22 protein-coding genes are annotated in these 22,630 nt (G+C 58.7%); 13 read left to right on the top strand and 9 right to left on the bottom strand.

The window, feature by feature from the left end; genetic code table 11:
- Positions 1-45 precede the first annotated feature (45 nt).
- Positions 46-1,398 (bottom strand): mechanosensitive ion channel family protein, encoded by a 1,353-nt coding sequence (locus GOW56_RS15210; RefSeq protein ID WP_171206407.1) that lies wholly within the window; start codon positions 1,396-1,398, stop codon positions 46-48.
- Between the two features lie 115 nt (positions 1,399-1,513).
- On the opposite strand from GOW56_RS15210, the gene GOW56_RS15215 reads away from it, so the two are divergent.
- From GOW56_RS15215 to GOW56_RS15240, 6 genes are all read left to right on the top strand, one after another.
- On the top strand, positions 1,514-1,609 hold the full coding sequence (locus GOW56_RS15215; protein WP_224857982.1) for an isopropylmalate isomerase: 96 nt from the start codon (positions 1,514-1,516) through the stop codon (positions 1,607-1,609).
- A 43-nt stretch (positions 1,610-1,652) separates the two neighbouring features.
- The gene (leuC, locus tag GOW56_RS15220) at positions 1,653-3,056 is read left to right on the top strand and encodes a 3-isopropylmalate dehydratase large subunit (RefSeq protein WP_152459723.1); all 1,404 of its coding nucleotides are present in this window, start codon (positions 1,653-1,655) and stop codon (positions 3,054-3,056) included.
- A 37-nt stretch (positions 3,057-3,093) separates the two neighbouring features.
- Positions 3,094-3,648, top strand: coding sequence for an HdeD family acid-resistance protein (locus tag GOW56_RS15225; RefSeq protein ID WP_152459722.1), 555 nt, complete (start codon positions 3,094-3,096; stop codon positions 3,646-3,648).
- 42 nt (positions 3,649-3,690) lie between these two features.
- Positions 3,691-4,296: a 3-isopropylmalate dehydratase small subunit gene (gene leuD, locus GOW56_RS15230; RefSeq protein WP_171206408.1), complete on the top strand. Its 606-nt coding sequence runs from the start codon at positions 3,691-3,693 to the stop codon at positions 4,294-4,296.
- A 332-nt stretch (positions 4,297-4,628) separates the two neighbouring features.
- Positions 4,629-5,459 (top strand): hypothetical protein, encoded by an 831-nt coding sequence (locus GOW56_RS15235; protein WP_171206409.1) that lies wholly within the window; start codon positions 4,629-4,631, stop codon positions 5,457-5,459.
- The gene (locus GOW56_RS15240; protein ID WP_171206410.1) at positions 5,456-6,484 is read left to right on the top strand and encodes an endonuclease/exonuclease/phosphatase family protein; all 1,029 of its coding nucleotides are present in this window, start codon (positions 5,456-5,458) and stop codon (positions 6,482-6,484) included. The genes GOW56_RS15235 and GOW56_RS15240 overlap by 4 nt, the downstream gene beginning before the upstream one ends.
- On the opposite strand, the gene GOW56_RS15245 is transcribed toward GOW56_RS15240, so the two are convergent.
- The gene (locus GOW56_RS15245) at positions 6,476-7,384 is read right to left on the bottom strand and encodes a sugar nucleotide-binding protein (protein WP_171206411.1); all 909 of its coding nucleotides are present in this window, start codon (positions 7,382-7,384) and stop codon (positions 6,476-6,478) included. The two genes, GOW56_RS15240 and GOW56_RS15245, sit on opposite strands and share 9 nt — an antisense overlap.
- A gap of 84 nt (positions 7,385-7,468) precedes the next feature.
- On the opposite strand from GOW56_RS15245, the gene GOW56_RS15250 reads away from it, so the two are divergent.
- Positions 7,469-8,362: a LysR family transcriptional regulator gene (locus GOW56_RS15250; RefSeq protein ID WP_171206412.1), complete on the top strand. Its 894-nt coding sequence runs from the start codon at positions 7,469-7,471 to the stop codon at positions 8,360-8,362.
- A gap of 3 nt (positions 8,363-8,365) precedes the next feature.
- On the opposite strand, the gene GOW56_RS15255 is transcribed toward GOW56_RS15250, so the two are convergent.
- Positions 8,366-8,893 carry a redoxin domain-containing protein gene (locus GOW56_RS15255; RefSeq protein ID WP_171120094.1) on the bottom strand — a complete coding sequence of 176 codons (528 nt, stop codon included), beginning with the start codon at positions 8,891-8,893 and terminating at the stop codon, positions 8,366-8,368.
- 91 nt (positions 8,894-8,984) lie between these two features.
- Here GOW56_RS15255 and leuB point away from each other — a divergent pair, with 91 nt between their 5' ends.
- Positions 8,985-10,088, top strand: a complete 1,104-nt coding sequence (gene leuB / locus GOW56_RS15260; RefSeq protein WP_152459715.1) for a 3-isopropylmalate dehydrogenase — start codon at positions 8,985-8,987, stop codon at positions 10,086-10,088.
- Positions 10,089-10,163: 75 nt separating this feature from the next.
- On the opposite strand, the gene GOW56_RS15265 is transcribed toward leuB, so the two are convergent.
- The gene (locus tag GOW56_RS15265; protein WP_152459714.1) at positions 10,164-12,338 is read right to left on the bottom strand and encodes a transglycosylase domain-containing protein; all 2,175 of its coding nucleotides are present in this window, start codon (positions 12,336-12,338) and stop codon (positions 10,164-10,166) included.
- A 258-nt stretch (positions 12,339-12,596) separates the two neighbouring features.
- Here GOW56_RS15265 and GOW56_RS15270 point away from each other — a divergent pair, with 258 nt between their 5' ends.
- Together GOW56_RS15270 and GOW56_RS15275 are read left to right on the top strand one after the other, a co-directional pair.
- Positions 12,597-12,935, top strand: coding sequence for a P-II family nitrogen regulator (locus GOW56_RS15270; RefSeq protein ID WP_152459713.1), 339 nt, complete (start codon positions 12,597-12,599; stop codon positions 12,933-12,935).
- A gap of 33 nt (positions 12,936-12,968) precedes the next feature.
- Positions 12,969-14,291: an ammonium transporter gene (locus GOW56_RS15275; RefSeq protein WP_171206413.1), complete on the top strand. Its 1,323-nt coding sequence runs from the start codon at positions 12,969-12,971 to the stop codon at positions 14,289-14,291.
- 70 nt (positions 14,292-14,361) lie between these two features.
- On the opposite strand, the gene GOW56_RS15280 is transcribed toward GOW56_RS15275, so the two are convergent.
- The 4 genes from GOW56_RS15280 to GOW56_RS15295 all read right to left on the bottom strand — a co-directional run bounded on the left by GOW56_RS15280 (position 14,362) and on the right by GOW56_RS15295 (position 17,301).
- Positions 14,362-15,546, bottom strand: coding sequence for an amino acid aminotransferase (locus GOW56_RS15280; protein ID WP_171206414.1), 1,185 nt, complete (start codon positions 15,544-15,546; stop codon positions 14,362-14,364).
- Positions 15,546-16,400: a 3-mercaptopyruvate sulfurtransferase gene (sseA, locus tag GOW56_RS15285; protein ID WP_171206415.1), complete on the bottom strand. Its 855-nt coding sequence runs from the start codon at positions 16,398-16,400 to the stop codon at positions 15,546-15,548. Before sseA ends, GOW56_RS15280 begins: the two co-directional genes overlap by 1 nt.
- Positions 16,401-16,471: 71 nt before the next feature.
- The gene (locus GOW56_RS15290; protein ID WP_171206416.1) at positions 16,472-16,741 is read right to left on the bottom strand and encodes a hypothetical protein; all 270 of its coding nucleotides are present in this window, start codon (positions 16,739-16,741) and stop codon (positions 16,472-16,474) included.
- Complete coding sequence (locus GOW56_RS15295; protein WP_171206417.1) at positions 16,738-17,301, bottom strand: helix-turn-helix domain-containing protein; 564 nt, start codon at positions 17,299-17,301, stop codon at positions 16,738-16,740. Before GOW56_RS15295 ends, GOW56_RS15290 begins: the two co-directional genes overlap by 4 nt.
- A gap of 107 nt (positions 17,302-17,408) precedes the next feature.
- Between GOW56_RS15295 and ilvD the strand changes: the two genes are divergently transcribed.
- Both ilvD and GOW56_RS15305 read left to right on the top strand, forming a co-directional pair.
- The gene (gene ilvD, locus GOW56_RS15300; RefSeq protein WP_171206418.1) at positions 17,409-19,241 is read left to right on the top strand and encodes a dihydroxy-acid dehydratase; all 1,833 of its coding nucleotides are present in this window, start codon (positions 17,409-17,411) and stop codon (positions 19,239-19,241) included.
- A 104-nt stretch (positions 19,242-19,345) separates the two neighbouring features.
- Positions 19,346-19,807 carry an NUDIX hydrolase gene (locus tag GOW56_RS15305; protein ID WP_171206419.1) on the top strand — a complete coding sequence of 154 codons (462 nt, stop codon included), beginning with the start codon at positions 19,346-19,348 and terminating at the stop codon, positions 19,805-19,807.
- Positions 19,808-19,962: 155 nt separating this feature from the next.
- On the opposite strand, the gene GOW56_RS15310 is transcribed toward GOW56_RS15305, so the two are convergent.
- On the bottom strand, positions 19,963-20,781 hold the full coding sequence (locus tag GOW56_RS15310; RefSeq protein ID WP_152459706.1) for a sulfotransferase family protein: 819 nt from the start codon (positions 20,779-20,781) through the stop codon (positions 19,963-19,965).
- A 143-nt stretch (positions 20,782-20,924) separates the two neighbouring features.
- On the opposite strand from GOW56_RS15310, the gene GOW56_RS15315 reads away from it, so the two are divergent.
- The gene (locus GOW56_RS15315) at positions 20,925-22,502 is read left to right on the top strand and encodes a DUF5928 domain-containing protein (protein WP_171206420.1); all 1,578 of its coding nucleotides are present in this window, start codon (positions 20,925-20,927) and stop codon (positions 22,500-22,502) included.
- Positions 22,503-22,630 lie beyond the last annotated feature (128 nt).

Raw genomic sequence — 22,630 nt, forward strand, 5'->3', positions numbered from 1 at the left:
ATGCAACATTTCAATGAAAGCGCGTCCGGCCCCGCGCAGGGTTGATCACTCTTCTGCGATTTGTTGCATGTTTGCGTTTTCCGACAAAAGCCGAACCTCGCGCTGCGGGAAGGGAATCGAGATGCCTTCATCCTGAAACGCATCCCACAGCGCAAGATAGACATTGCCCCTGATATTGGTCAGCCCTTTGGTCGGATCGCTGATCCAGAACCGCAGAACGTAATCCACGCTGCTGTCGCCAAAACCGGTGATATGGCAAACCGGTTCATGTTTTCCGCCACTCAATACGCGGGTCACTGCCTTTACAGCCCGGATCGCCGTTGCCCGCACTTTGTGGGGGTCATCCTCATAGCTGGTGCCGAAATCCAGATCCAACCGCACGAATTTGTCGGAATGCGACCAGTTCACCACCTGGTTGGTAATCAGGTCCTCGTTCGGGATCAGGTATTCCCGCCCGTCCCGCGTGACAACCGAGACATAGCGTGCGCCCAGCGCATTGATCCAACCGAACGTATCGCCCAGCGAGATCACATCGCCTGGCTTGATCGACCGATCCATCAGGATAATGATCCCCGATATGAGGTTCGACACCACTTTTTGCAGGCCGAACCCGATGCCCACGCCGATCGCGCCCGACAACAGCGCAATGCCGGTCAGATCGAAGCCCAGCGTGCGGATCGCAGCCAGAAAGACCGCGCCATACAGCAGCACCTGAATTCCCTTGGCCAACAACACCTGCATGGACGGGGTGATGTCGTCATTGCTCTGCAATCCACGCTCGGCCGCGCGGGTGCCGATGCGGGCCAACGTCAACAGGACCCCTATCAGCAGGATGGCCTTGAGAATGCCCAGCAAGGAAATATGCAGGTCACCGACGGAAATCGCGACCCCATCGAGGAATTCGGCCACGTCATCCGTCAGATTCAACGCAACCAGCGTTGCATAGACCCACATTGCCCACTTGAATATCCGTCGCAGCGTCCGGTTGCGGACAAGCCTCGCCACCAGTGCAATCGCCAGCCACGCAGTTGCCAGAGTTGCAATGATCCCAATGAGATAACTGCGCGACGGCCAGGTGACATGCTGCATTACCAGGTACAAGAGCCAGGACAGCAGCACGAAATAGACCAGTGTCAGCCGCTGCATCAGCTGTACCATGGTGCGAAGCCGCCATTTCGGCCATCCGGTGCGTGCGCGCGTCCAAGCATCCCATCGCGGCTGTGTCAGAACTTTCAGAAGGAAAGCCAGCGCCCAAAGGAAAAGGATGATGACCAACTGATACTGCCGCCAGCCCGGCGTAACCACCAACTCGACCAGTTCTTGAAGCTCGGAAGAGAACCCCGCGACCATGTTGTTGTAAAGGTCTGTCAGCGAGCTGGGGATCAGGTCTTGGTTCATACGCGCCTCCTGCTCGACAGCTTGGACAGCAATGCTGGGCGATGCAAGCCTGACACCGGTTTTGAACCTTGATTGCAGCAAAGGCGCGGTATATCTGAACCGCATGAGACTCAATGTGGCCCAAGAACAGAATCTGGAAGACCGCGCGCGTCTGCGCGAACGGTTCTTTGGGGCTGCCCGCACGGTCCTGGCGCGCCTACCCGTCGCCTGAGCCAACTCGCCAGCTATTTCTCATTACATACGGGAGAGGACACATGTCCCCCAAAACACTCTATGACAAGATCTGGGATGCCCATGTCGCGCACGAAGCCGATGATGGCACCTGCCTGCTGTATATCGACCGCCATCTGGTCCACGAGGTCACCAGCCCGCAGGCGTTCGAAGGCCTGCGCATGGCAGGCCGCAAAGTGCGCGCCCCAGAAAAAACCATTGCCGTGCCGGACCACAACGTTCCGACCACACCGGATCGGGTGAACGGTATTGAAAACCCGGAATCGCGCATTCAGGTCGAAGCGCTGGACAAAAACGCCCGGGATTTCGGCATTCACTACTACCCGGTGAATGACGTCCGTCAGGGCATCGTGCACATCGTCGGCCCCGAACAAGGCTGGACCCTGCCGGGCATGACCGTCGTCTGCGGCGACAGCCATACCGCCACGCATGGCGCATTCGGCGCATTGGCCCACGGCATCGGCACGTCCGAGGTCGAACACGTTCTGGCCACGCAGACCCTGATCCAGAAGAAATCCAAGAACATGAAGGTGGAAATCACCGGTAAATTGCAGCCGGGCGTGACCGCCAAGGATATCACCCTGGCCGTGATCGGCGAAACCGGCACCGCCGGCGGCACCGGCTATGTCATCGAGTATTGCGGTGAAGCCATCCGCAACCTGTCGATGGAAGGCCGCATGACCGTCTGCAACATGGCCATCGAAGGCGGCGCACGCGCAGGGCTGATTGCACCGGATGAGACCACGTTCGAATATGTCAAAGGCCGTCCGCATGCGCCGAAAGGTGCGCAGTGGGAAGCCGCGATGAATTGGTGGAAAACACTCTACACCGACGAAGGCGCGCATTTCGACAAGGTTGTCACGATTCGTGGCGAAGACATCGCGCCTGTCGTCACCTGGGGCACTAGCCCCGAGGATGTTCTGCCGATCACTGCAACCGTGCCGCACCCCGAGGATTTCGAAGGCGGCAAGGTCGAGGCGGCCCGCCGGTCAATCGAGTATATGGGTCTGAAAGCCGGTCAGAAGCTGAGCGATGTCGAGATTGACACCGTCTTTATCGGGTCCTGCACCAACGGACGTATTGAAGACCTGCGTGCCGCGGCCGAAATCCTGAAAGGCAAGAAGATCAAGGACGGGATGCGCGCCATGGTCGTGCCTGGTTCGGGGCTGGTCCGCGCCCAGGCCGAAGAAGAAGGCCTGGCCGACATCTTCAAAGAGGCCGGGTTCGAATGGCGTCTGGCAGGCTGTTCGATGTGCCTGGCGATGAACCCCGACCAGTTGCAACCGGGCGAACGCTGTGCCGCCACCTCGAACCGCAACTTCGAAGGCCGTCAGGGCCGGGGCGGGCGCACACATCTGCTGAGCCCGGCAATGGCTGCCGCAGCGGCAATCACGGGACGGCTGACAGACGTCCGTGAATTGATGTAAGGTGCCCTCATATCTAGATATTTGAGGGATTGAACAAATGAGTGACTGGGTCAAATGGCTCCTGCTGGGGCTTCTATCAATTGCGTTCGGCGTCTTTGCGCTGGGCAATGCGATTGCGGCTTCGCTTGCCGTAACGGTCGTAACCGGTGCGCTGCTGCTGATTGCAGGCGCGATGCAAGTGGTCGGCGGTTTCACCGTCGAAGGCACAGGCAACAAGATTCTGTCACTTATCATGGGTGCGGTCATGCTGTTCCTGGGCTGGTCCTTTCTGGATCATCCGCTTCAGGGAACACTGACGCTGGCGACCGTGATGCTGATCCTGTTCATGGCAGGTGGCATCGCGCGGGTCATTCTGTCGTTCCAGATGAAAGGAACACAGTTTTTCTGGCCCACGATGATCTCGGGCATCTTGTCTATCATCCTCGCAGGTATCATCTGGTCTTATGCAAGCAGCGAACCCGCAGCTTTGCTGAGCCTTCTGGGTATCCTGCTGGGCATCGAGATGCTGTTCAACGGGTTCGGATTGGTGTTCATGGCGTTCTTCGTCAAGAACGCACCCAAGGACGAAACAACAGAAGCGAAAGAAGCTTAATCGCGGGATACGGGCGCGGCCCTCTCCTGCAGGAGTGCAGACATGGAAAAGTTTGAAAAAGTCCACGGGGTGGCCGCCCCGATGCCACTGATCAATATCGACACCGATATGATCATTCCCAAAGTGCATCTGAAAACCATCAAACGGTCCGGCCTTGGCGTCGTGCTGTTTGATGAAATGCGCTATCATGATGACGGGCAGGAGAACGAAGAGTTCGTCCTGAACAAACCCGCCTATCGCGAGGCCGAAATTCTGGTCGCCGGCGACAATTTCGGCTGCGGCTCGTCGCGCGAACACGCACCCTGGGCGATCAAGGATTTCGGCATCAAGGTCGTGATCTCGACCAGCTTTGCCGACATCTTTTTCAACAACTGCTTCAAGAACGGCATCCTGCCGATCGTGGTCGAAGAAGAACACCACGCGATCCTGATGGAAGACGCACATAAGGGTGAGAATGCCCGCATGACCGTGCACCTGGAAGATCAGCAGATCACCACTTCGGATGGGGTCGTGATCGAATTCGACATCGATCCGCACCGCAAGCACTGTCTGCTGAACGGTCTGGACGATATCGGTCTGACCATGGAGAAAGACCACCACATCGACAAATTCGAGGATCACGCAAGTCAGGCCCGCCCCTGGGTGTAAGGCCCGAGCCGATTCTTTGGATACTCAACCTAACGGGGTCGCCAAGGCGGCCCCGTTCTCATTCTTGGGGTTGAATTTACCAGAACCACAACATCTTGGTCTCACATTGAGATACACGTCGGATTTGCGTCGAAAATGATGCAATCCCGCACCAGTTGCGCCATCATTTTGCCCGAAATCACGTGTTTTCTGCACCCTGTCTTGAGCGAAATGCCGCTTATCGTCCATGTTGGCGCTAAAGAGGCATCCGTCAAAAACTCGAGACGATGGGCACAAGTTGGAATGTAAGTCGGCGAAGATCGACTTATCCGGTTTGAAAAAGGGTTCGGATAGTGATTGCGCGCACAACAGGGGCGGCGATACGCGGAATACTTGTGGCACTGATGGTGCTGACACCCGCGTTGTACCTGCCTGTATCATCGACGAACGGGACCGAGATTCTGGTCTTCCTCGCGATTCTCGCGTTCATCCTGACATTCGCCGAGTACAATTCTGCCTTTCCCAGCTTTATTGAATTTCGCGATGCGCCGCCGGTGAACCGTCTGCGGTTTGTCGGGCTGATGTCGATGGTCACCTTTCTGACCCTGGTTTGCAAAAACGCCTATGGGCCGACTGAGCTGACCGCGTTCGCCTACACCGCGGGTCTGGCCGTCGCGAATGTCGCGGACTTTCCCTATTCCCCGGTTCGGTTGATCGTGCTGATGCTGCCCTTGGATGCGGGCCAGCCGTTGATCGAATTGGTTCGGATCGCAGCCAGTGTGGCCTACGTGGCCGCCTTGGTCACCGTCGCCAGCTTTGCCTATGCGGTCAAAGTGCGTGGCTGGCCCACGGGCAATGGCGCCTTCAACGTGTGGACCAATCTACCGTTGTTTGATCCCACCAAGGGCGGCGATGTCGTTACCCGTCTGCAACGCGATGGTCGCCTGAATATCTGCATTGGCGTTCTGCTTCCCTTCCTCATTCCGGCTGTCATCAAGCTCATGAGCAGCGTCGTCGCCCCGATCTCGCTGAGCAATCCGCAAACGTTGATCTGGACCATGTGCGCCTGGGCCTTCCTGCCCGCCAGCATGATCATGCGCGGCATGGCGACGCTTCGCATCGCGGGTCTGATCGTGGAAAAGCGCCGTGCCTATTCGACAAGCGAGACAACGCAAGCCGCATGATCCGTGCCCTTGTTCTGCTGCTGCTGCCTTTATCGGTGCAGGCAGAGGTTTATCGCATCTCCACCTACAACACTGAACTCAGCAGAAACGGCCCCGGCCTGCTGCTGCGCGACATCCAGCGGGATGATGCGCAGGTTGAAGCCGTTGTCGAGGTCATTGCCGCTGCGCGACCTGATGTCATTGCCCTGCAAGGCATCGACTGGGATCTCGAAGGCGCAGCCCTGAGCGCCCTGTCCGAGAAACTGCGCAATGCGGGCCTGGATTTCCCCTATCACTTCTCCGCCCAACCAAATGCTGGGCTGGAAACGCCGCTGGATCTGGACGGTGATGGCAAAACGCAAGGCCCCGGAGACGCGCAGGGCTGGGGGAAGTTCACCGGCCACGGAGGGGTGGCGGTGTTGTCCCGTTTCGAAATCATGACCGATGACGTTCAGGATTACACCGATCTGCGGTGGAAAGATCTGCCTGGGGCTGCTTTGCCACGCAGTGATGGGCTTCCCTTCCCGTCTGAAGCTGCGCACGACATTCAGCGCCTGTCCTCGACCGTGCATTGGGTGCTTCCGATCGAAACCCCGCAGGGGCGATTCAGCCTGATGACCTTTCACGCTGCCCCACCGGTTTTTGACGGACCCGAGGATCGCAACGGTCTGCGCAACGGGGATGAGATTCGCCTGTGGTCGGTTTTGTTGAATGGCGGTCTGGGGCCAGTTCCTCAAAGCCCCTTCGTGATGGCTGCGGACGCCAATCTCGACCCGACCCGCGGAGAAGGCCGCAAACAGGCCATTCGCGCGCTTTTGACCGATCCCAAGGTGCAGGACCCGATGCCAATGGACCCATCGGGGTCATCAGCAACGGTCGAATGGAAAGCCACCGGGGAAATGCGCGTTGACTACGTGTTGCCGTCCAGTGATCTGCAAATCTTGGAAACCGGCATTGTCTGGCCCGTGGAAGGTGACATGCTGTACGACAGTGCCCGACGTGCCAGCAGGCATCGACTGGTCTGGGTTGACATAATCCTACCCTAGAACCTCGCCCCCGTTCCCGGTTGTTGGCGATGAAGCGGCACGTTGGGGCGAAATGGCGGAGCGCAAGGCATCCTCCAGCTTCGTTTCAGAAAACGAGGCCAGCAATTCTTTCACATAGCCGCCATCCAATTGATGCGGCACGTGCCAGAGGTACCGCATCTCGATCAAATGAGGGGCCATGCGCCAGAAGGGACGGGCCAATTGCAGAGGCCACCATTTCATGCGCCGCACTGCAACCGGCCGGCCGGTGACTTGCGAAAGCGATTGAGCAATCTGCGTCCCGGTCAAAGTGTACCCTTCAAATGGAACATCGCAGAAACGGGGAAGGTCTTGCCGCATCTCAGCCAGCGCGACGGCGGCGCGGGCCAGATCAGGCAGAAAGGCCCAAGCGTGCGGCGCGTGCGGATCACCGGGGTAAACGAACTGACCGCGCGAAAGACGCTTGATCATGACCTGATCGAACCAGTTTCCGGATGCATTGGTGTCGATGAAATCCCCGGCGCGCAAAAGGATGGTGCGCACGGTTGACACGCGATAGGCCTCTTCCATCTCGATCCGAACCCGGCCCAAAGGGTTGGTGGCCCGATGCGGCGTCCCGCCCGACCATGGACCCGGCGTATTCCCACCAAATACGTAGACATTGCCCGGCAAGATCACGGTCGCCCCCGTATCTGAGGCCGCATCTATCACTCGTTTGGTCAGTACCGGCACATCGCGCGCCCAATCGGGATAGGGCGGGTTCCATCCGTTCACGATGACGTTCACGCCGCGCGCCGCCTGTGACAGCGAATCAGACCTGCGGTCAAATTCTGTCACGTCCCAGCCCGCGCGCCTGAACGCCAGGGCTGCGTTGCGTCCAAAACGACCTGTTGCGCCCAGTACCAGTGCAGATTGTGCCATGTTTACCTCCTGACTGAGATCAATCTAGCCATTCACTTCGCGCAAGTAATTGCCGCAATTTGCAGAACGTGTATTCATTTCTGAATGGACAAAGCTCTGACACATGCAGATTGGTCTCTGATCCAATGCTTTCTGGCCGTGGCCGAGACGGGATCGCTGTCCGCCGCCGCACGACATCTCTATCGTAGTCAGCCCACTTTGGGGCGACAGGTCCAAAACCTCGAGGATGAGCTGGGTGTCTCTCTTTTCGATCGCCACGCGCGTGGTCTGAAGCTCAGCGAAGCGGGTTCACAGCTTTTGCCGATGGCCCAGCAGATGCACAGCGCCATGACCGCGTTCAGTCTTGCTGCCGCGGGGCAATCGCAACAGCTTGAAGGTTCGGTGCGCATCACAGCATCCGTCTTTGCCTCGCATCACCTGCTGCCACCGATACTGGCGTCCATCCGCAAGCAGGAGCCCACTATCCAGCTTGAACTGGTAGCCACTGACACCACCGAGAATCTGCTCTATCGAGAGGCGGATATCGCCGTGCGGATGTATCGCCCAGCGCAGGTGGATCTCATTTCGCGCTATCTCGGGGATGTGCCGCTGTGTTTTTGTGCGGCAAAGTCCTATCTGGACCGGAAGGGGCGCCCCAACACACCCGAAGAACTGTTTACGCATGATCTGGTGGGGTTTGACGCGAACCAGGAGATCATCAAAGCCATGCGTGAAAAGGGGTGGCCAGCCAGCCGCGACAGTTTTGCCACCCGCTGTGACCTGCAAAGCGCCTATTGGGAACTGATCCGGGCAGGCTGTGGCATAGGCTTCAGCCAGGTACAGGTTGCCCAAGCCGACCCCGACGTGGAAATCCTGCCGCTGGATGTAGACATCCCGATTCTACCCGTGTGGCTGGCCGCACCTCAGGCCATGCGCCAGACCCCGCGCATCCGCAGAGTCTGGGATTTGTTGGCAGAAGGGCTCAAAGCCGCTCTTTGAGGGTCAAAGCGGACCGGTATAAGTTCCACGCGCGGGATAGTTGTTGCCCAATGTGAATTTCAAACCACCCGCAATATCCGACATGGACGGGCGACCGAAAGGCGTGGTCTGTTGCCATGCATAGTACAGCGTGCGGTCGGGTGCGATGTAGAAGTGCCCCGGCTCTGCGAACAGGTCCGGTTCGGCGCTGCCTTCGCGCTTGGTCGAGATGTTAAGGCCCCAATCATCCCGCGCGGCGGACAGGGGAAGGCTGTGACCCACACGCAGGCGCGACGCTCCGGCTTTTTCGGCGGTTTCCGCCGCGCGCTCGGCTGTATCGGTGGTGATCATGATGACCTCGACGCCCAGCGCCGCAAAATCATCCAGCGCCGCTTCGACCTCGGCCATCTGCTTGATGCAGATCGGGCAATGCAGCCCGCGATATTGAATCACCAGCGTCCCGTTTTCGCCCTTGTCCGCGTCCAGATCGAAGCTGCCATGGGCAACAGTTTCGATTTTCAGCGCAGGAACCGGATTTCCAGGTGTCAGCATGTGTTTTCCTCGTGTTTTGACGGGTTCGTCTCATTGACCCGATGCAACGCAGACGCTAGGCCCTGTGCAACAAAACGCAAGGAGACCCTTCATGTCCAACCCTTCGCTCCTTATCCTGCCCGGAGACGGAATTGGCCCGGAAGTCATGGCCGAAGTGCGCAGAATCATCGATTGGTTCGGCGCCAATCGCGGTCTTCAATTTGACGTGAGCGAGGATCTGGTCGGCGGTGCCGCCTATGACGCCCACGGCAAGCCTTTGTCCGATGAGACGATGGCCAAGGCGCAAGAGGTCGACGCGGTTCTGCTGGGCGCTGTCGGTGGTCCGAAATACGACGATCTGGATTTCAGCCTCAAGCCCGAGCGCGGCCTGCTGCGCCTGCGCAAGGAAATGGACCTGTATTCGAACCTGCGCCCGGCCCAGTGCTTTGACGCGCTGGCTGACTTCTCGTCGCTGAAGAAAGACATCGTTGCCGGTCTGGATATCATGATCGTGCGCGAACTGACCTCGGGCGTCTACTTCGGTGAACCGCGCGGCATCTTCGAGGAAGGCAATGAACGCGTCGGCATCAACACCCAGCGTTACACCGAATCCGAGATTGAACGCGCCGCACGCTCGGCCTTTGAACTGGCGATGCGCCGGAACAAAAAGCTGTGCTCGATGGAAAAAGCCAACGTGATGGAATCGGGTATCCTGTGGCGCGAAGTGGTCAACCGTGTTGCCGCTGACTACCCCGAAGTTGAGCTGAGCCATATGTATGCCGACAACGGTGCCATGCAGCTGGTGCGCGCGCCGAAACAGTTCGACGTGATCCTGACCGACAACCTGTTCGGTGACATCCTGTCCGACTGCGCCGCGATGCTGACCGGGTCTCTGGGTATGCTGCCGTCGGCGTCGCTGGGCGCGCCGATGGCCAATGGGCGCCCCAAGGCGATGTACGAGCCCGTACACGGATCCGCCCCCGATATCGCGGGTCAGGGCAAAGCCAACCCGATCGCCTGCATTCTCAGCTTTGCGATGGCTCTGCGCTACAGCTTTGATCAGGGCGAGGAAGCGGATCGGCTGGAAGCTGCGATCGAGAAGGTTCTGGCCGACGGCGTTCGCACCGGCGACCTGCTTGCGGATGAGGGCGTTCAGCCCGTCTCGACCAGCGAAATGGGCGACGCGATCCTATCTGCATTGGACGCAAGCGTCTGAGTAACGAAAGTAAGAAAAAACAAAAGGCGGTGCACCGGGCACCGCCTTTTTTTGTTTTGGCGTTTCGAGATTGCTTTAGTTGCCGCCGAAAATGTTCTTCAGCAGATTGTTGATGTCATTGGCAAAACCTCCGCGCTTTCGGCGGGGCTGCGGCTGGGCAACCTGAACCGGTGGTTCCGGCGCCATCATCGGCAAGGGCGTGGGTGTCATCCCCTCGGTCACGCGCAGCATGGTTTCTTTCCAGATCTCGGCCGGCAAGCCACCACCGGTCACGCCGGACAAGGGCGTGTTGTCATCATACCCCATCCAGACCCCGGTCACATAATCCGCCGTGAACCCGATGAACCACGCGTCGCGCGCGGCCTGGGTCGTTCCGGTCTTGCCGGCCACCTGCCAGCCGGGCAATTTGGCCCGCCCGCCGGTTCCTTCAGAGACCACGCGCTCCATCATCCAGGTCAGCTGTTTGGCGGCCTTTTCATTGATCACCCTCTCGCCAATACCGGTCGTCGTGACCATGACGGGTGTTTCGTCGCCCAGCAGCTTCAGTTCGGTCAGCCCATAAGGTTCAACCTGTGACCCACCATTCAGGATGCCTGCATAAGCCCCGGTCATCTCGATCAACGTGCTTTCAGATGCACCAAGCGCCAGCGCAGGCCCCTGTGCCAGGTCGCTGGCAATCCCAAAGCCGCTGGCGACCGTCCGAACATTGTCCAGGCCGGAAATCTCGGCCACTTTCACCGCCGGTATGTTAAGCGAGTTTTTCAGCGCATCCGCCAAAGTCACCCGCCCATAATACTTGTTGGTGTAGTTCTTGGGGCACCACTGGCCTGACCCCGGAATATCGACGCAATAGGGTTCATCCATCACCGTATCCAGCGGCGAATATCCAAGTTCCAGCGCGGTGGCGTAAACGAATGGCTTGAACGATGACCCTGTCTGTCGCAACGCCTGCGTCGCCCGGTTGAACGCGCCAGACACGCGTGTCTTGCGCCCACCAACCATCGCACGCACCGCACCGTCGGCCGACATCACCACAATGGCCGCCTGCGCCTTTGATCCTTCGCGCACTTTTTCCTGAAAGATGAACTTCAGCGCCTCTTCCGCAGAGGTCTGAATGCGCTGATCCAAGGTTGTCCGGATCACCACATCTTCGGTCGTGTTGCGGGTAAAGAACTCGGGCCCGCTGGCCATGACCCAATCTGCAAAATATCCCCCGGCCCGCGCAGCCGCCGCCTCGGACAGTTGGGCCGGGCGCGCCCGCGCTTCGCTGGCCTGCGCGGCGGTCAGATAGCCCTGATCCTCCATCAGACCGATTACAAGGCGGGCCCGGTCCTGCGACCGTTGCAGATTGTTCGTCGGCGCATAGCGTGTGGGCGCAACCAACAGCCCGGCCAACATCGCTGCCTCGGCCGGCGAGACTTCGGCGGCGGACTTGCCAAAGTACCGCTGGCTCGCGGCCTCGAACCCGCGCGCGCCTGCACCAAGGAAAGCCCGGTTCAGGTAGATCGTCAGAACCTCATCCTTGGAGTATTTCACCTCCATCGCCATTGCATAAATGGCCTCTTTGGCCTTGCGCCACAGCGATCCCTGACGGCAATCGGCTTCATAGGCGGCCTCTGATTCCCATTCTGTCGGATCATAAGGCACGCCCAGACACAGCAATTTGGCCGTTTGCTGCGTTATGGTTGACCCGCCATGCCCGGACAACGGGCCGCGCCCTTCGCTCAGGTTGATACGCACGGCGCTTGCCACACCGCGCGGGCTGACCCCGAAATGGCGATAGAACCGTTTGTCCTCGGTCGCGATGACGGCGTTTTTCAGATGCGGCGACACCGTATCAGCAGTGATCACCCCGCCAAACTGGTCGCCCCGCCAGGCAAACACTTTGCCGTCGCGGTCCAGCAGCGTGACAGACCCGCGCGCACGGCCGTCCAACAAGGCATCCAAGTCAGGCAACGAGGAATAGACGACACCCACCGCCAAGGCGATCAGGATGGCCACGACCGCTCCGACCCGCCAGGTCAGACCCCAGACCATGCGCCAGACCCAACGGAAGAAACGACGCAAGATGCCGCCGCCTTTGCCCCCCGATCTCTTGCGCGTCTTTTTGCGCGCAGTTTTGCGTGAGGTGGTTTTGCGAGCCGTCGCCTTCTTGCCCGCCGGGCGCTTGGATGCCGACGGTTTACGACCCTTTGACGGGTACCTTTTATCCGCAACCAGTTTCGGCTTGCGTCGCTTGGACTCAGTCATGCTCAAACTCTGCCCGGGTTTTCTTTTGCGCCACCATACCCCGGTGATCTGAGTATGTAGAGGTCCGAATTTCCGAAATTTCCCCTCACAATACTGCCTATTATTTAATCAGCGTGCCTATTTTGTGCAAATAATGTGCAATTTTTCGCCGTTTGGCGATCCTTTGGCCCTCAAGAGCCGTTTCTTACCACGATCAGTCGCGCATTTTTCTGCAGGTGCAAACAAACCGGTTCCACCGGAGAACCAGAGGGGAAAGACGTGAAACTGATCATTGCGACAATCAAGCCGTTCAAGCTGGAGGAGGTGCGCGAGGCACTGACCGAGGCCGGCGTGCGCGGCATGATGGTAACCGAGATCAAGGGCTTCGGCTCGCAATCCGGCCACACCGAAATCTATCGGGGGGCCGAATACGCGGTGAATTTCGTGCCCAAGATCAAGTTGGAAATCGTGGTGCCTGCCGCGATGACCGACCAGATCGTCGAGACCATCACCAAAACCGCCAAGACCGGAAAGATCGGCGACGGCAAGATTTTCGTCCTCGATGTCGAGCAGGCGCTGCGCGTGCGGACCGGGGAAACCAACGAAGAGGCGCTGTAGGCGCCGCGACCGACAATCATTCGAGGACTGAACATGAACCTGATGAAATCTCTCATTCCTGCCGCGGCGATCGTCGCGCTGCCGCAGATGGGCCTGGCGCAAGAGGCCACCGGCGAGACTGCGCAGCATACCCAATACATCCTGACTTCGCTGTTGTTTCTGGTCGGCGGTTTTCTGGTATTCTGGATGGCTGCGGGCTTTGCCATGCTCGAAGCCGGCCTGGTGCGTTCCAAGAACGTTGCCATGCAGCTGATCAAGAACATGGGCCTGTTTTCCTTTGCAGCCATCATGTATTGGCTGGTGGGCTTCAACCTGATGTATCCGGGCGACGGCTGGACCATCACCGGCATTCTGGGCGCGTTCTCGCCAACGTCACTGGAACCGGTTGGTCTGGAAGGTGTCGAAACCGACCTGTCTTATGCATCCGTCGGATCGGACTTCTTCTTCCAGCTGATGTTCTGCGCCACCACCGCGTCCATTGTATCGGGCACCATGGCCGAGCGCGTCAAACTGTGGCCCTTCTTCTTTTTCGTGATCGTCCTGACAGGCATCATCTACCCGATCGAAGCGTCCTGGCAGTGGGGTGGCGGCTGGTTGTCCGAGATGGGCTTCAGCGACTTCGCCGGCTCGACCCTGGTTCACGCCGCGGGTGGCTTCGCGGCTCTGGCCGGTGCCATCGTACTGGGCCCGCGTATCGGTAAATACAACAAGGACGGCAAAGTTGTGCCTATCCCCGGCTCTAACCTGGCGCTGGCAACCCTAGGTACGTTCATCCTGTGGCTGGGTTGGTTCGGCTTCAACGGCGGCTCGCAGCTGGCCATGGGCACGATCGGAGACATGGCCGATATCAGCCGTATCTTCGCCAACACCAACATGGCCGCCGCCGCCGGTGCCGTCGCCGCCCTGATCCTGACGCAGGTGATGTATGGCAAGGTCGACCTGACCATGGTTCTGAACGGCGCGCTGGCCGGGCTGGTCTCGATCACCGCCGAACCGCTGGCGCCGTCGCTGTTCCAGGCACTGATCATCGGGGCCATCGGTGGCGTGATCGTAGTCTACACCGTGCCGCTGCTGGACAAGATGAAGATTGATGACGTGGTCGGCGCCATCCCGGTTCACCTGATCGCGGGCTTCTGGGGCACCTTCATCGTGGCCTGGACCAACGGTGATGCGTCCTTCGTGACCCAGATCATCGGCTTCGCGGCCATCGGGATCTTCGTCTTCGTGGTCAGCTTCATCCTGTTCTCGATCCTCAAGGCCACCGTCGGCCTGCGGGTTGGCGAGGAAGAAGAGATCAACGGCCTCGACATGGGCGAACTGGGCATGGAAGCCTATCCCGAATTTTCGAAAGGCTGAGCCCACTTCCACCCAAACAAAAAAACCCGGGCATTCGTGCCCGGGTTTCTTGTTTGGCAATGCCTGAAAATCAGACGCCGACGTCGACAATCGCCTGCGCAAGGATCGGAACGGTGTTGGCGTTCAGACCGGCGATGTTGAGGCGGCTGTCGCCAACCATGTAGATGCCGTGTTCAACGCGCAGTTTCTCGACCAGTTCCGGGGCCGCACCCAAGCGCGAGAACATGCCGCGGTGCTGGGCGATGAAACCAAAGCGGTCCGAGCCGCTCAGACGCTGGAGTTCGTCGGCCAGTTGGCGACGCAAGCCCAGCATCGACAGGCGCACCTCTTCCAGTTCGGCCATCCAGTCGGCGCGCAGGGCTTCGTCCATCAGGATCGTGGTCACAACACGCGCGCCGTGGTCGGGCGGGAAGGAATAATTCTGGCGGTTCAGGAATGCCAATGTACCCTGGTTCAAAGCGGTCTGCCCGGCATCGGCGCTGATGGCCATCAGCAAACCGGTGCGTTCGCGATACACGCCGAAATTCTTCGAGCATGACGCCGCTATCAGGCATTCCTTGACCGAAGACGCGACCAGACGTGTTGCTTGCGCATCCTCTTCCAGGCCGTCGCCGAAGCCTTGATAGGCGATGTCGATCATCGCAACGAGGCCAAGCGCGTTGATCAGGTTCACGACCTCCTGCCATTGAACCATGTTGAGGTTGGCACCGGTCGGGTTATGGCAGCAACCGTGCAGCAGAACCACATCACCCGCTTTGGCGGTCTTCAGGTCTTCGATCATGCCGTCGAAATCGACGCCACGTGTGTCGCCATCGAAATAGCGGTATGGAACCGTCTCGATCCCCAGGTAGTTCAGGATCGACAAGTGGTTCGGCCATGTCGGGTTCGACACGAAGACGCGGGCCGACGGGTTGGCCATACGGATCATCTCGAAGGCCTGACGGCAGGCGCCGGTGCCGCCCGGTGTCGCCACGGCGGCGATGTTGCCGCGCTCAACCGACGTGCCGAGGATCAGCCCGATCATCGCATCCGCATAGGCCGGGTCGCCCGCCAGCCCGGTATAGGATTTGGTTTCCTGCTCTTCCCAGACGCGCTGCTCGGCCGCTTTGACGGCGCGCATGACCGGGGTGATGCCTTCCGCGTTTTTGTAGACGCCGACGCCCAGGTCGATCTTCTGATCACGCGGGTCTTCGCGGTACATCTGCATCAGCGCCAGGATCTTGTCGGCAGGCTGCGGTTTCAGGTTCTCGAACATCAGGTCTCTCCGGTTGCGACGGGCAGGGTCGGGAAGGCGCCCCATTCAGCCCATGAGCCGTCATAAAGCGAGTGGTCTTTCTTGCCCATGCGCTCAAGCGCAAGGCTGAGGATCGCGGCGGTCACGCCAGACCCGCACGAGGTGATCGCCGGTTTCGACAGATCGACGCCCGCGGCCTCGAAAATGGCGCGGCACTCTTCCGGCGACTTCATGGTACCATTGGCGTTCAGCAACTGGCCAAAGGGGACATTGCGTGAACCCGGAATATGCCCCGAGCGCAGCCCCTCGCGCGATTCGGCTTCGGCCCCGGAAAACCGGCTGGCAGAACGGGCGTCGATGATCTCATGATCACCCAGCTTGGCGGCGGCGGAAACTTGCGTGACATCCCGAACAAGCTGATTTTGCACCCGGACGGTCATATGACGATCACGGATGACTGGCGGCAGGTCTTCGACCTCGCGCCCTTCCGCCTGCCATTTGGGGAATCCACCATCCAGAACTGCGATGTTTTCCTGCCCCATCAGACGGAACAGCCACCAGACGCGCGCAGCCGACATCAGCCCAGCACCATCGTAAACCACGACTTGATGACCGTCGCCCACACCCATCGCCCGCAGGCGCGACATGAATTTCTCGACCGGAGGCGCCATATGCGGCAAGTCGGAACGGTGATCTGATATCTCGTCTATGTCAAAGAACCGCGCCCCGGGGATGTGGCCTGCGTCATATTCCGCCCGTGCATCACGATTTTGCGCGGGCAAGTACCACGACCCGTCCAGAATCCGCAGATCCGGATCCTTCATATGCGCGGCCAGCCATTCGGTGGATACGAGGGTTTTTGGATCGTCCTGCATCAAAGCCTCCCCTAAGCGCGCTTGATTTTTCCCTATACCCGGCGGCATAGGGGTTCAAGGCTGGATAGCGCTCACTTGACGCTGCGCAGGCGGAAATGTTGGATAATCCCAATGAGGCTGATCAGAATCCAGAACCCCTCGATCAACATTGACGCGAGATTGAAATTCTGGAGCAGGGAATACACGATCAGCACCGAGCCCAGCAGGTTGATCACCGGAAAGGCCAGATCATCCGAGTTCATCATCCGCATCTGTGTTGCGAAATAAGCAGCGACCACGATCAAGGCCCCGAAAGAGCCGATGGCGTCGACGATGGTCAGGCTGTCGAAAAATGCGGTCATGAATGGGCCTTGCCGTTCTCTACAAATTCGGTGTGTTGGGCGTAATGATGCATGTTCAGAAAGGCCGCCCCCGTTGGACCGGCGCGATACCCGTGCGGAAGATCGGCCGCGAAACGCAACCCCTGCCCGGCCTGTAGGGAAACCCACTCGTCTCCGCGCAGGATCTCAAGCGTGCCGTTCAGAACAAAGACCTCCTCGGTCACGCCTGTCGCGTGGGTGGGCGACTCGTGGCTTTGGTTCGGCTTGAGGTTGACGTGGAACGTCTCGGCCCCCAGAGCGGGATCGAATGGAAAGACGATCTTGACCTCGATCGTGCCGGGGAAAGTTACGGTCTGAAATACCGAAGGGTCCCCGTTCATCGTATCGATCAGCGCGCTGAGCGGCAGTTGAAACCCCTTGGCAATTTTCCACAGCGTTGCGATGGTCGGGCTGGATTCGCCGCGCTCAATCTGCCCCAGCATGGCTTTGCTCACGCCCGTCATCTTGGCCACTTTCGACAGGCTCAGGCCCGATGCCGCACGCACGTCTCGCAGTTTCAGCGTTATATCGTCAGAGTCCATCTCATCGTCCCGCGAATCCTCTTGTGCGTTATAGCGCACATGTGGTACGTGCGCTATAACGTACGAACCCCAAGACATGCAACCCGAGGCAACAGGGAAACAGCATCATGCCATTGTACCGATCCAGAACCTCAACCCATGGCCGCAACATGGCTGGCGCACGCGGCCTTTGGCGCGCCACCGGCATGGGAGACGATGATTTCGGCAAACCGATCATTGCCATCGTCAACTCGTTCACCCAGTTCGTGCCCGGTCACGTCCACCTGAAGGACCTGGGTCAGATGGTTGCGCGCGAGGTCGAGGCCGCCGGTGGCGTTGCAAAAGAATTCAACACGATCGCGGTGGATGACGGCATCGCAATGGGCCATGACGGGATGCTGTATTCGCTGCCCTCGCGCGAAGTCATTGCGGATTCGGTCGAATACATGGTCAACGCGCATTGTGCCGACGCCATGGTCTGCATTTCGAATTGCGACAAGATCACCCCCGGCATGCTGATGGCCGCGATGCGCCTGAACATCCCTGCTATATTTGTTTCGGGCGGGCCGATGGAGGCCGGCAAGATCGATATCGCAGATCTGGATGCCAAGAAAATCGACCTCGTCGACGCCATGGTCGCCGCGGCGGACGACAGATTCACCGACGAACAGGTTCAACACATCGAAGAGAATGCCTGCCCAACCTGCGGGTCCTGTTCTGGCATGTTCACTGCGAACTCGATGAACTGTCTGGCCGAAGCATTGGGCCTGGCTCTGCCGGGCAACGGCTCGACACTGGCGACACATGCCGACCGCAAAGAGCTGTTCCTTGAGGCAGGCCGCCGCATCGTCGAGATCACCAAGCGCCATTATGATCTGGATGAAAAAGGTTTTCTCCCACGCGAGATTGCCACCTTCGAAGCATTCGAAAACGCCATGAGCCTCGACATCGCCATGGGCGGGTCCACCAATACGGTGCTTCATCTGTTGGCCATCGCGCATGAGGGCGGCGTTGATTTCACCATGTCCGACATGGACCGCCTGAGCCGCCGCGTTCCCTGCCTGTGCAAAGTCGCGCCCAACACCGAAAATGTGCACATGGAAGACGTCCACCGCGCCGGAGGTATCTTCTCGATCCTCGGAGAGCTCAGCCGCGCAGGCCTGCTGCACGAGGAATGCAACACGGTACATTCGGCCACAATGGGCGAGGCGATCGCCAACTGGGACATCAAGGTCGCCAACAATCCAAAGGCGCAGGAGCTGTTCAAGGCCGCCCCCGGCGGCGTGCGCACCACACAGGCGTTCAGCCAGTCCAACCGGTACAAGGAACTGGACACCGACCGCGAAGGCGGCGTGATTCGTTCGAAAGAACACGCGTTCAGCCAGGATGGTGGTCTGGCCGTTCTGTTCGGCAATATCGCCCGCGACGGCTGTATTGTGAAAACTGCTGGCGTGGACGCCAATATCCTGAAATTCACCGGCTCGGCCTACGTGTGCGAAAGTCAGGATCAGGCGGTCAACGACATTCTTACGGGCAAGGTGAAAGAAGGCGATTTGGTCGTCATCCGCTATGAAGGCCCGCGCGGAGGCCCGGGGATGCAGGAAATGCTATATCCGACGTCATATCTGAAGTCCAAGGGCCTGGGCAAAGCCTGCGCGTTGCTGACCGATGGCCGTTTCTCGGGCGGCACATCAGGCCTGTCGATCGGACATGTATCACCCGAAGCGGCCGAAGGCGGTGAGATCGGTCTGGTTCAGAATGGCGACACGATCGAGATCGACATCCCCAACCGCACCATTCATCTGGCGGTTTCGGATGAAGAGCTGGCCGCCCGCCGCACGGAACAGGACGCAAAGGGGTGGGAGCCCGCCGCGCCGCGCAAACGTAAAGTGTCCACTGCGCTCAAGGCCTATGCCAAGCTGACGACAAGCGCTGCGAAAGGTGCTGTGCGTCAAGTCTGACGAATTGGTTTTCAAATCATCAAAACCGCAATAGCTTCAAAGGCCTCGCTATTCAAAATCAGCGGGGCCTTCTTCCGTCCAATCAGCTGTTCCGGTGCTGAGACATGACTATCTGGACTATCTGGCGTCCACAAAATAGTATTCGTGTAAAAGCCATTGGCTTGCTTTGGCGGGGACCCCGGCTGCTTGTGGCAGATGTTCGTGACGACGACAACGTGTTGAAAGGTGTGCACCCGCTTGGCGGAAGCATCGAGTTTGGCGAGACCTGGCAAGTTGCGCTGAAACGCGAGTTTCGTGAAGAACTCCAAGTTGATGTCGAAGTATCAGATGCGCCGCTGGTGCTCGAAAACATCTACACCCACGAAGGATCGTTTGGGCATGAGATCATTTTCGCTGCGGACGTGCGCCTTGCAAATCCAGCAGAATTGCCGGATGCACCCATCACGTTCCGCGAAGACTACGGGGTAATCTGCACCGCCCGTTGGCGCGACATCCGCAAACTGGGCACACGTGACGGACCGCAGCTTTTTCCCAACGGTCTCAAACAGCACCTGAGCTCAGACTGAAACGCAAAAAGACCCTCCCGCGCCCAAATCGCACCATCAGCTACGCTGATGCCACGTTTGGCCTTGGGCCCGGCGCCGCGCAACGCGCGGCGCCGGGCCCAACCGGAGGAGATGTTTCGCAAGAAATATCGACGACGGGCGGGAGCACCCCACCGTCAGTCGCCCAATTTGGCGTGGATTTCATCCAGATCGATTTCACCGATCGGCATCTTGTTCGCCGGGTTTTCGAAGTCGTATTTGAACAGCTCGAAATCCTGCTTGTAGATCTCGTAGACCAGATGCATTGACAGATCGTCAAAGTAGTCCTCGACCGGATGCGCACGTTTTGGCCCGTGCCCTTCGGATTCATTGAACCGTGGAATCTCGGACAAATTGACCGGGTGCTTCAGCTCGACATTGTCCAGAACATCCTGCATCCCGTCATTGAACGCTTCTGTCCAGAATATCCGGTCATAGTGACCGCCGTTCACGATGAAGGTAGACACGTGGCCTGACATCGCAGACCAGTGAATGTCCGGGTCCATCGGGCGCCGCCACCGGATCGTATCACGCGCAAACAGCAGAAACCGGCGGAAGCTGGCGATCTGGTCAAACTCTCCCTTGCCGTCGTCGCCGCCCACTTCGATCCCGTAGTTATAGATCAGCGTCGGCACCAGATTGCCGCGGTATCTCTTGCCGTTGCGCTGAATGCCACAGATCTTGTCAAAGAATGAGCTGAGGATGCGAGTGTAGGGATTGCGCACGCAAGTGAACGAATAGGACGCGTGATTGCGCACATTGTTCGAGATCAGCTCCTGGCTCTGATCAAATGCCCATTTGTGCATGCCGTCCTTGGCATCATGGATATCACCGTCGAAGAACTGACCATGATCCGAGAAATACATGATCTGACCAATGGTCGAGCAGGCACATTTGGGCACCACGCGGTACACCATGCTTTCGCTCTCGGTCATCCAGGTACCGGGAAACCCCATCTGCTGTGCCTCCTCCGCTGGCCAGGTCTCGATCCGATACGCCAGCTTTTGGTTACAAAGAACCAAAATTATTCTGTTTATTCAATCGTTCATCCTCAGTATCACGGTTCAAATCAGGCAGAAACGGATATTGCGTAATCTCAATGGCAAAAATCGCCTATATATTGCTGTGTCACAAGGACCCTGAAGCCATCATTGCACAGGCCGAACAACTGACCGCTGTCGGCGATTGCATGGCCATCCATTTTGACGCCAGCGCCAGCGCCGAAGCCTATGAGCGCATTCGTTCCGCACTGGATCAGAACCCCAATGTGACCTTTGCAAAAAAACGCGTCAGATGCGGCTGGGGAGAATGGTCGCTGGTCCGGGCCACGCTGAACGCCCTGGAAGCCGCCGTGGAAAATTTCCCCCGCGCCACACATTTCTACATGCTGTCGGGTGACTGCATGGCGATAAAAACCGCTGAATACACGCACTGTTACCTCGACGATAACGACAAGGATTTCATCGAAAGTCACGATTTCTTTGAAAGCAACTGGATCAAGACCGGCATGAAGGAAGACCGGCTGATCTATCGCCACTACTTCAACGAGCGCACGCAGTCCAAGCTGTTTTATGCCGCCTATGAATTGCAGAAGCGCCTCGGTCTGACGCGGGACATCCCCCGGGACATTCAGATGATGATCGGCAGCCAATGGTGGTGCCTGCGTCGCAGAACCGTCGAAATGATTCTGGATTTCCTGCGTCAGCGCCGGGATGTGATCCGTTTTTTTTCGACCACGTGGATCCCCGATGAAACCTTCTTTCAGACGCTGGTGCGTCACCTGATCCCAAAAAACGAGATTGAAAACCGAACGCCGACCTTCCTGATGTTCTCGGACTATGGAATGCCGGTCACGTTCTACAATGACCATTATGACATGTTGCTGGGCCAGGATTATCTGTTCGCCCGCAAGATCAGCGCCGAGGCGCATGAGTTGAAGGCCCGGCTCGGCTCGCTCTATGCAAGTGAGGGTGTCGATTTCCCGATCTCGAACGAGGGGCGCAATCTGTATGCGTTTCTCACCGGCCGCGGGCGTATCGGCCGCCGGTTCGGACAACGCTTCTGGGAAGCCGGAAGCGTACTCGGCCCGGAACGGGAACTGTTCGTGATCGTCTGCAAGAAATGGCATGTCGCCAAACGTCTTGTCGATCAGATCGCATCTGAAACGGGTATTCCTTGCGTAGAATACCTGTTCAACGAAGAAAATACGTTGCTGCCGGACCTGGGCGGGATCGAATCCACACTGACCAAGCGCTCTCGTCACCGGCGCGCCGTTCTGCGCCTGTTGTTCGACAGTTTCGGGTCGGATCGGCTGGTGCTGTGCCTTGACCCGGCCAATCTTGACGCGCTCGAGGATTTCTGCGGCGACCAGGCCAAAACTCACGTGCTTGAGATCGAATGCGAATACTCGGACGACTATCTGATCGGCCACGCGCGTCGCGTCGGGCTGGCCGGAGACAACAGTCCAACGGAAACCGTTGCTTCCTTGCTGCCGACCCTTCGCAACGATCTGGGCTATGAATCCGAACGGATCCGCGCCGCTCGGTTGGACAATTACCTGCGCCTGCAGGAAACGGCCCCGCGCGCCGAGAACGAAGCGGTTATTGCCAGGTTTCTTGGGGTTGGTGAAGACAAAGCCCAAGCCATCATGCAGTTGGATTATCTTTTCCTCGACTGATCCCCAAAGCCCTTCACAGATTGTGTGCTTGAAACTGGGCACCTGTGCCCTGCGCAATCCAAATCGCGGATGGCAAGTGTTCCGCCACGCAAGGCAGCAGCAGCCGCTGCAACTGCACTCGTGATTTT

The organism is Ruegeria sp. HKCCA0235A, from assembly GCF_013033235.1.
Lineage (GTDB): Bacteria > Pseudomonadota > Alphaproteobacteria > Rhodobacterales > Rhodobacteraceae > Ruegeria.

Coding starts and splice junctions, on each gene's coding strand:
- GOW56_RS15210 (WP_171206407.1), bottom strand. CDS start 1,398: ATGAACCAAGACCTGATCCCCAGCTCGCTGACAGACCTTTACAACAAC.
- leuC (WP_152459723.1), top strand. CDS start 1,653: ATGTCCCCCAAAACACTCTATGACAAGATCTGGGATGCCCATGTCGCG.
- GOW56_RS15225 (WP_152459722.1), top strand. CDS start 3,094: ATGAGTGACTGGGTCAAATGGCTCCTGCTGGGGCTTCTATCAATTGCG.
- leuD (WP_171206408.1), top strand. CDS start 3,691: ATGGAAAAGTTTGAAAAAGTCCACGGGGTGGCCGCCCCGATGCCACTG.
- GOW56_RS15240 (WP_171206410.1), top strand. CDS start 5,456: ATGATCCGTGCCCTTGTTCTGCTGCTGCTGCCTTTATCGGTGCAGGCA.
- GOW56_RS15245 (WP_171206411.1), bottom strand. CDS start 7,384: ATGGCACAATCTGCACTGGTACTGGGCGCAACAGGTCGTTTTGGACGC.
- GOW56_RS15250 (WP_171206412.1), top strand. CDS start 7,469: ATGGACAAAGCTCTGACACATGCAGATTGGTCTCTGATCCAATGCTTT.
- GOW56_RS15255 (WP_171120094.1), bottom strand. CDS start 8,893: ATGCTGACACCTGGAAATCCGGTTCCTGCGCTGAAAATCGAAACTGTT.
- leuB (WP_152459715.1), top strand. CDS start 8,985: ATGTCCAACCCTTCGCTCCTTATCCTGCCCGGAGACGGAATTGGCCCG.
- GOW56_RS15265 (WP_152459714.1), bottom strand. CDS start 12,338: ATGACTGAGTCCAAGCGACGCAAGCCGAAACTGGTTGCGGATAAAAGG.
- GOW56_RS15275 (WP_171206413.1), top strand. CDS start 12,969: ATGAACCTGATGAAATCTCTCATTCCTGCCGCGGCGATCGTCGCGCTG.
- GOW56_RS15280 (WP_171206414.1), bottom strand. CDS start 15,546: ATGTTCGAGAACCTGAAACCGCAGCCTGCCGACAAGATCCTGGCGCTG.
- sseA (WP_171206415.1), bottom strand. CDS start 16,400: ATGCAGGACGATCCAAAAACCCTCGTATCCACCGAATGGCTGGCCGCG.
- GOW56_RS15290 (WP_171206416.1), bottom strand. CDS start 16,741: ATGACCGCATTTTTCGACAGCCTGACCATCGTCGACGCCATCGGCTCT.
- GOW56_RS15295 (WP_171206417.1), bottom strand. CDS start 17,301: ATGGACTCTGACGATATAACGCTGAAACTGCGAGACGTGCGTGCGGCA.
- ilvD (WP_171206418.1), top strand. CDS start 17,409: ATGCCATTGTACCGATCCAGAACCTCAACCCATGGCCGCAACATGGCT.
- GOW56_RS15305 (WP_171206419.1), top strand. CDS start 19,346: ATGACTATCTGGACTATCTGGCGTCCACAAAATAGTATTCGTGTAAAA.
- GOW56_RS15310 (WP_152459706.1), bottom strand. CDS start 20,781: ATGGGGTTTCCCGGTACCTGGATGACCGAGAGCGAAAGCATGGTGTAC.
- GOW56_RS15315 (WP_171206420.1), top strand. CDS start 20,925: ATGGCAAAAATCGCCTATATATTGCTGTGTCACAAGGACCCTGAAGCC.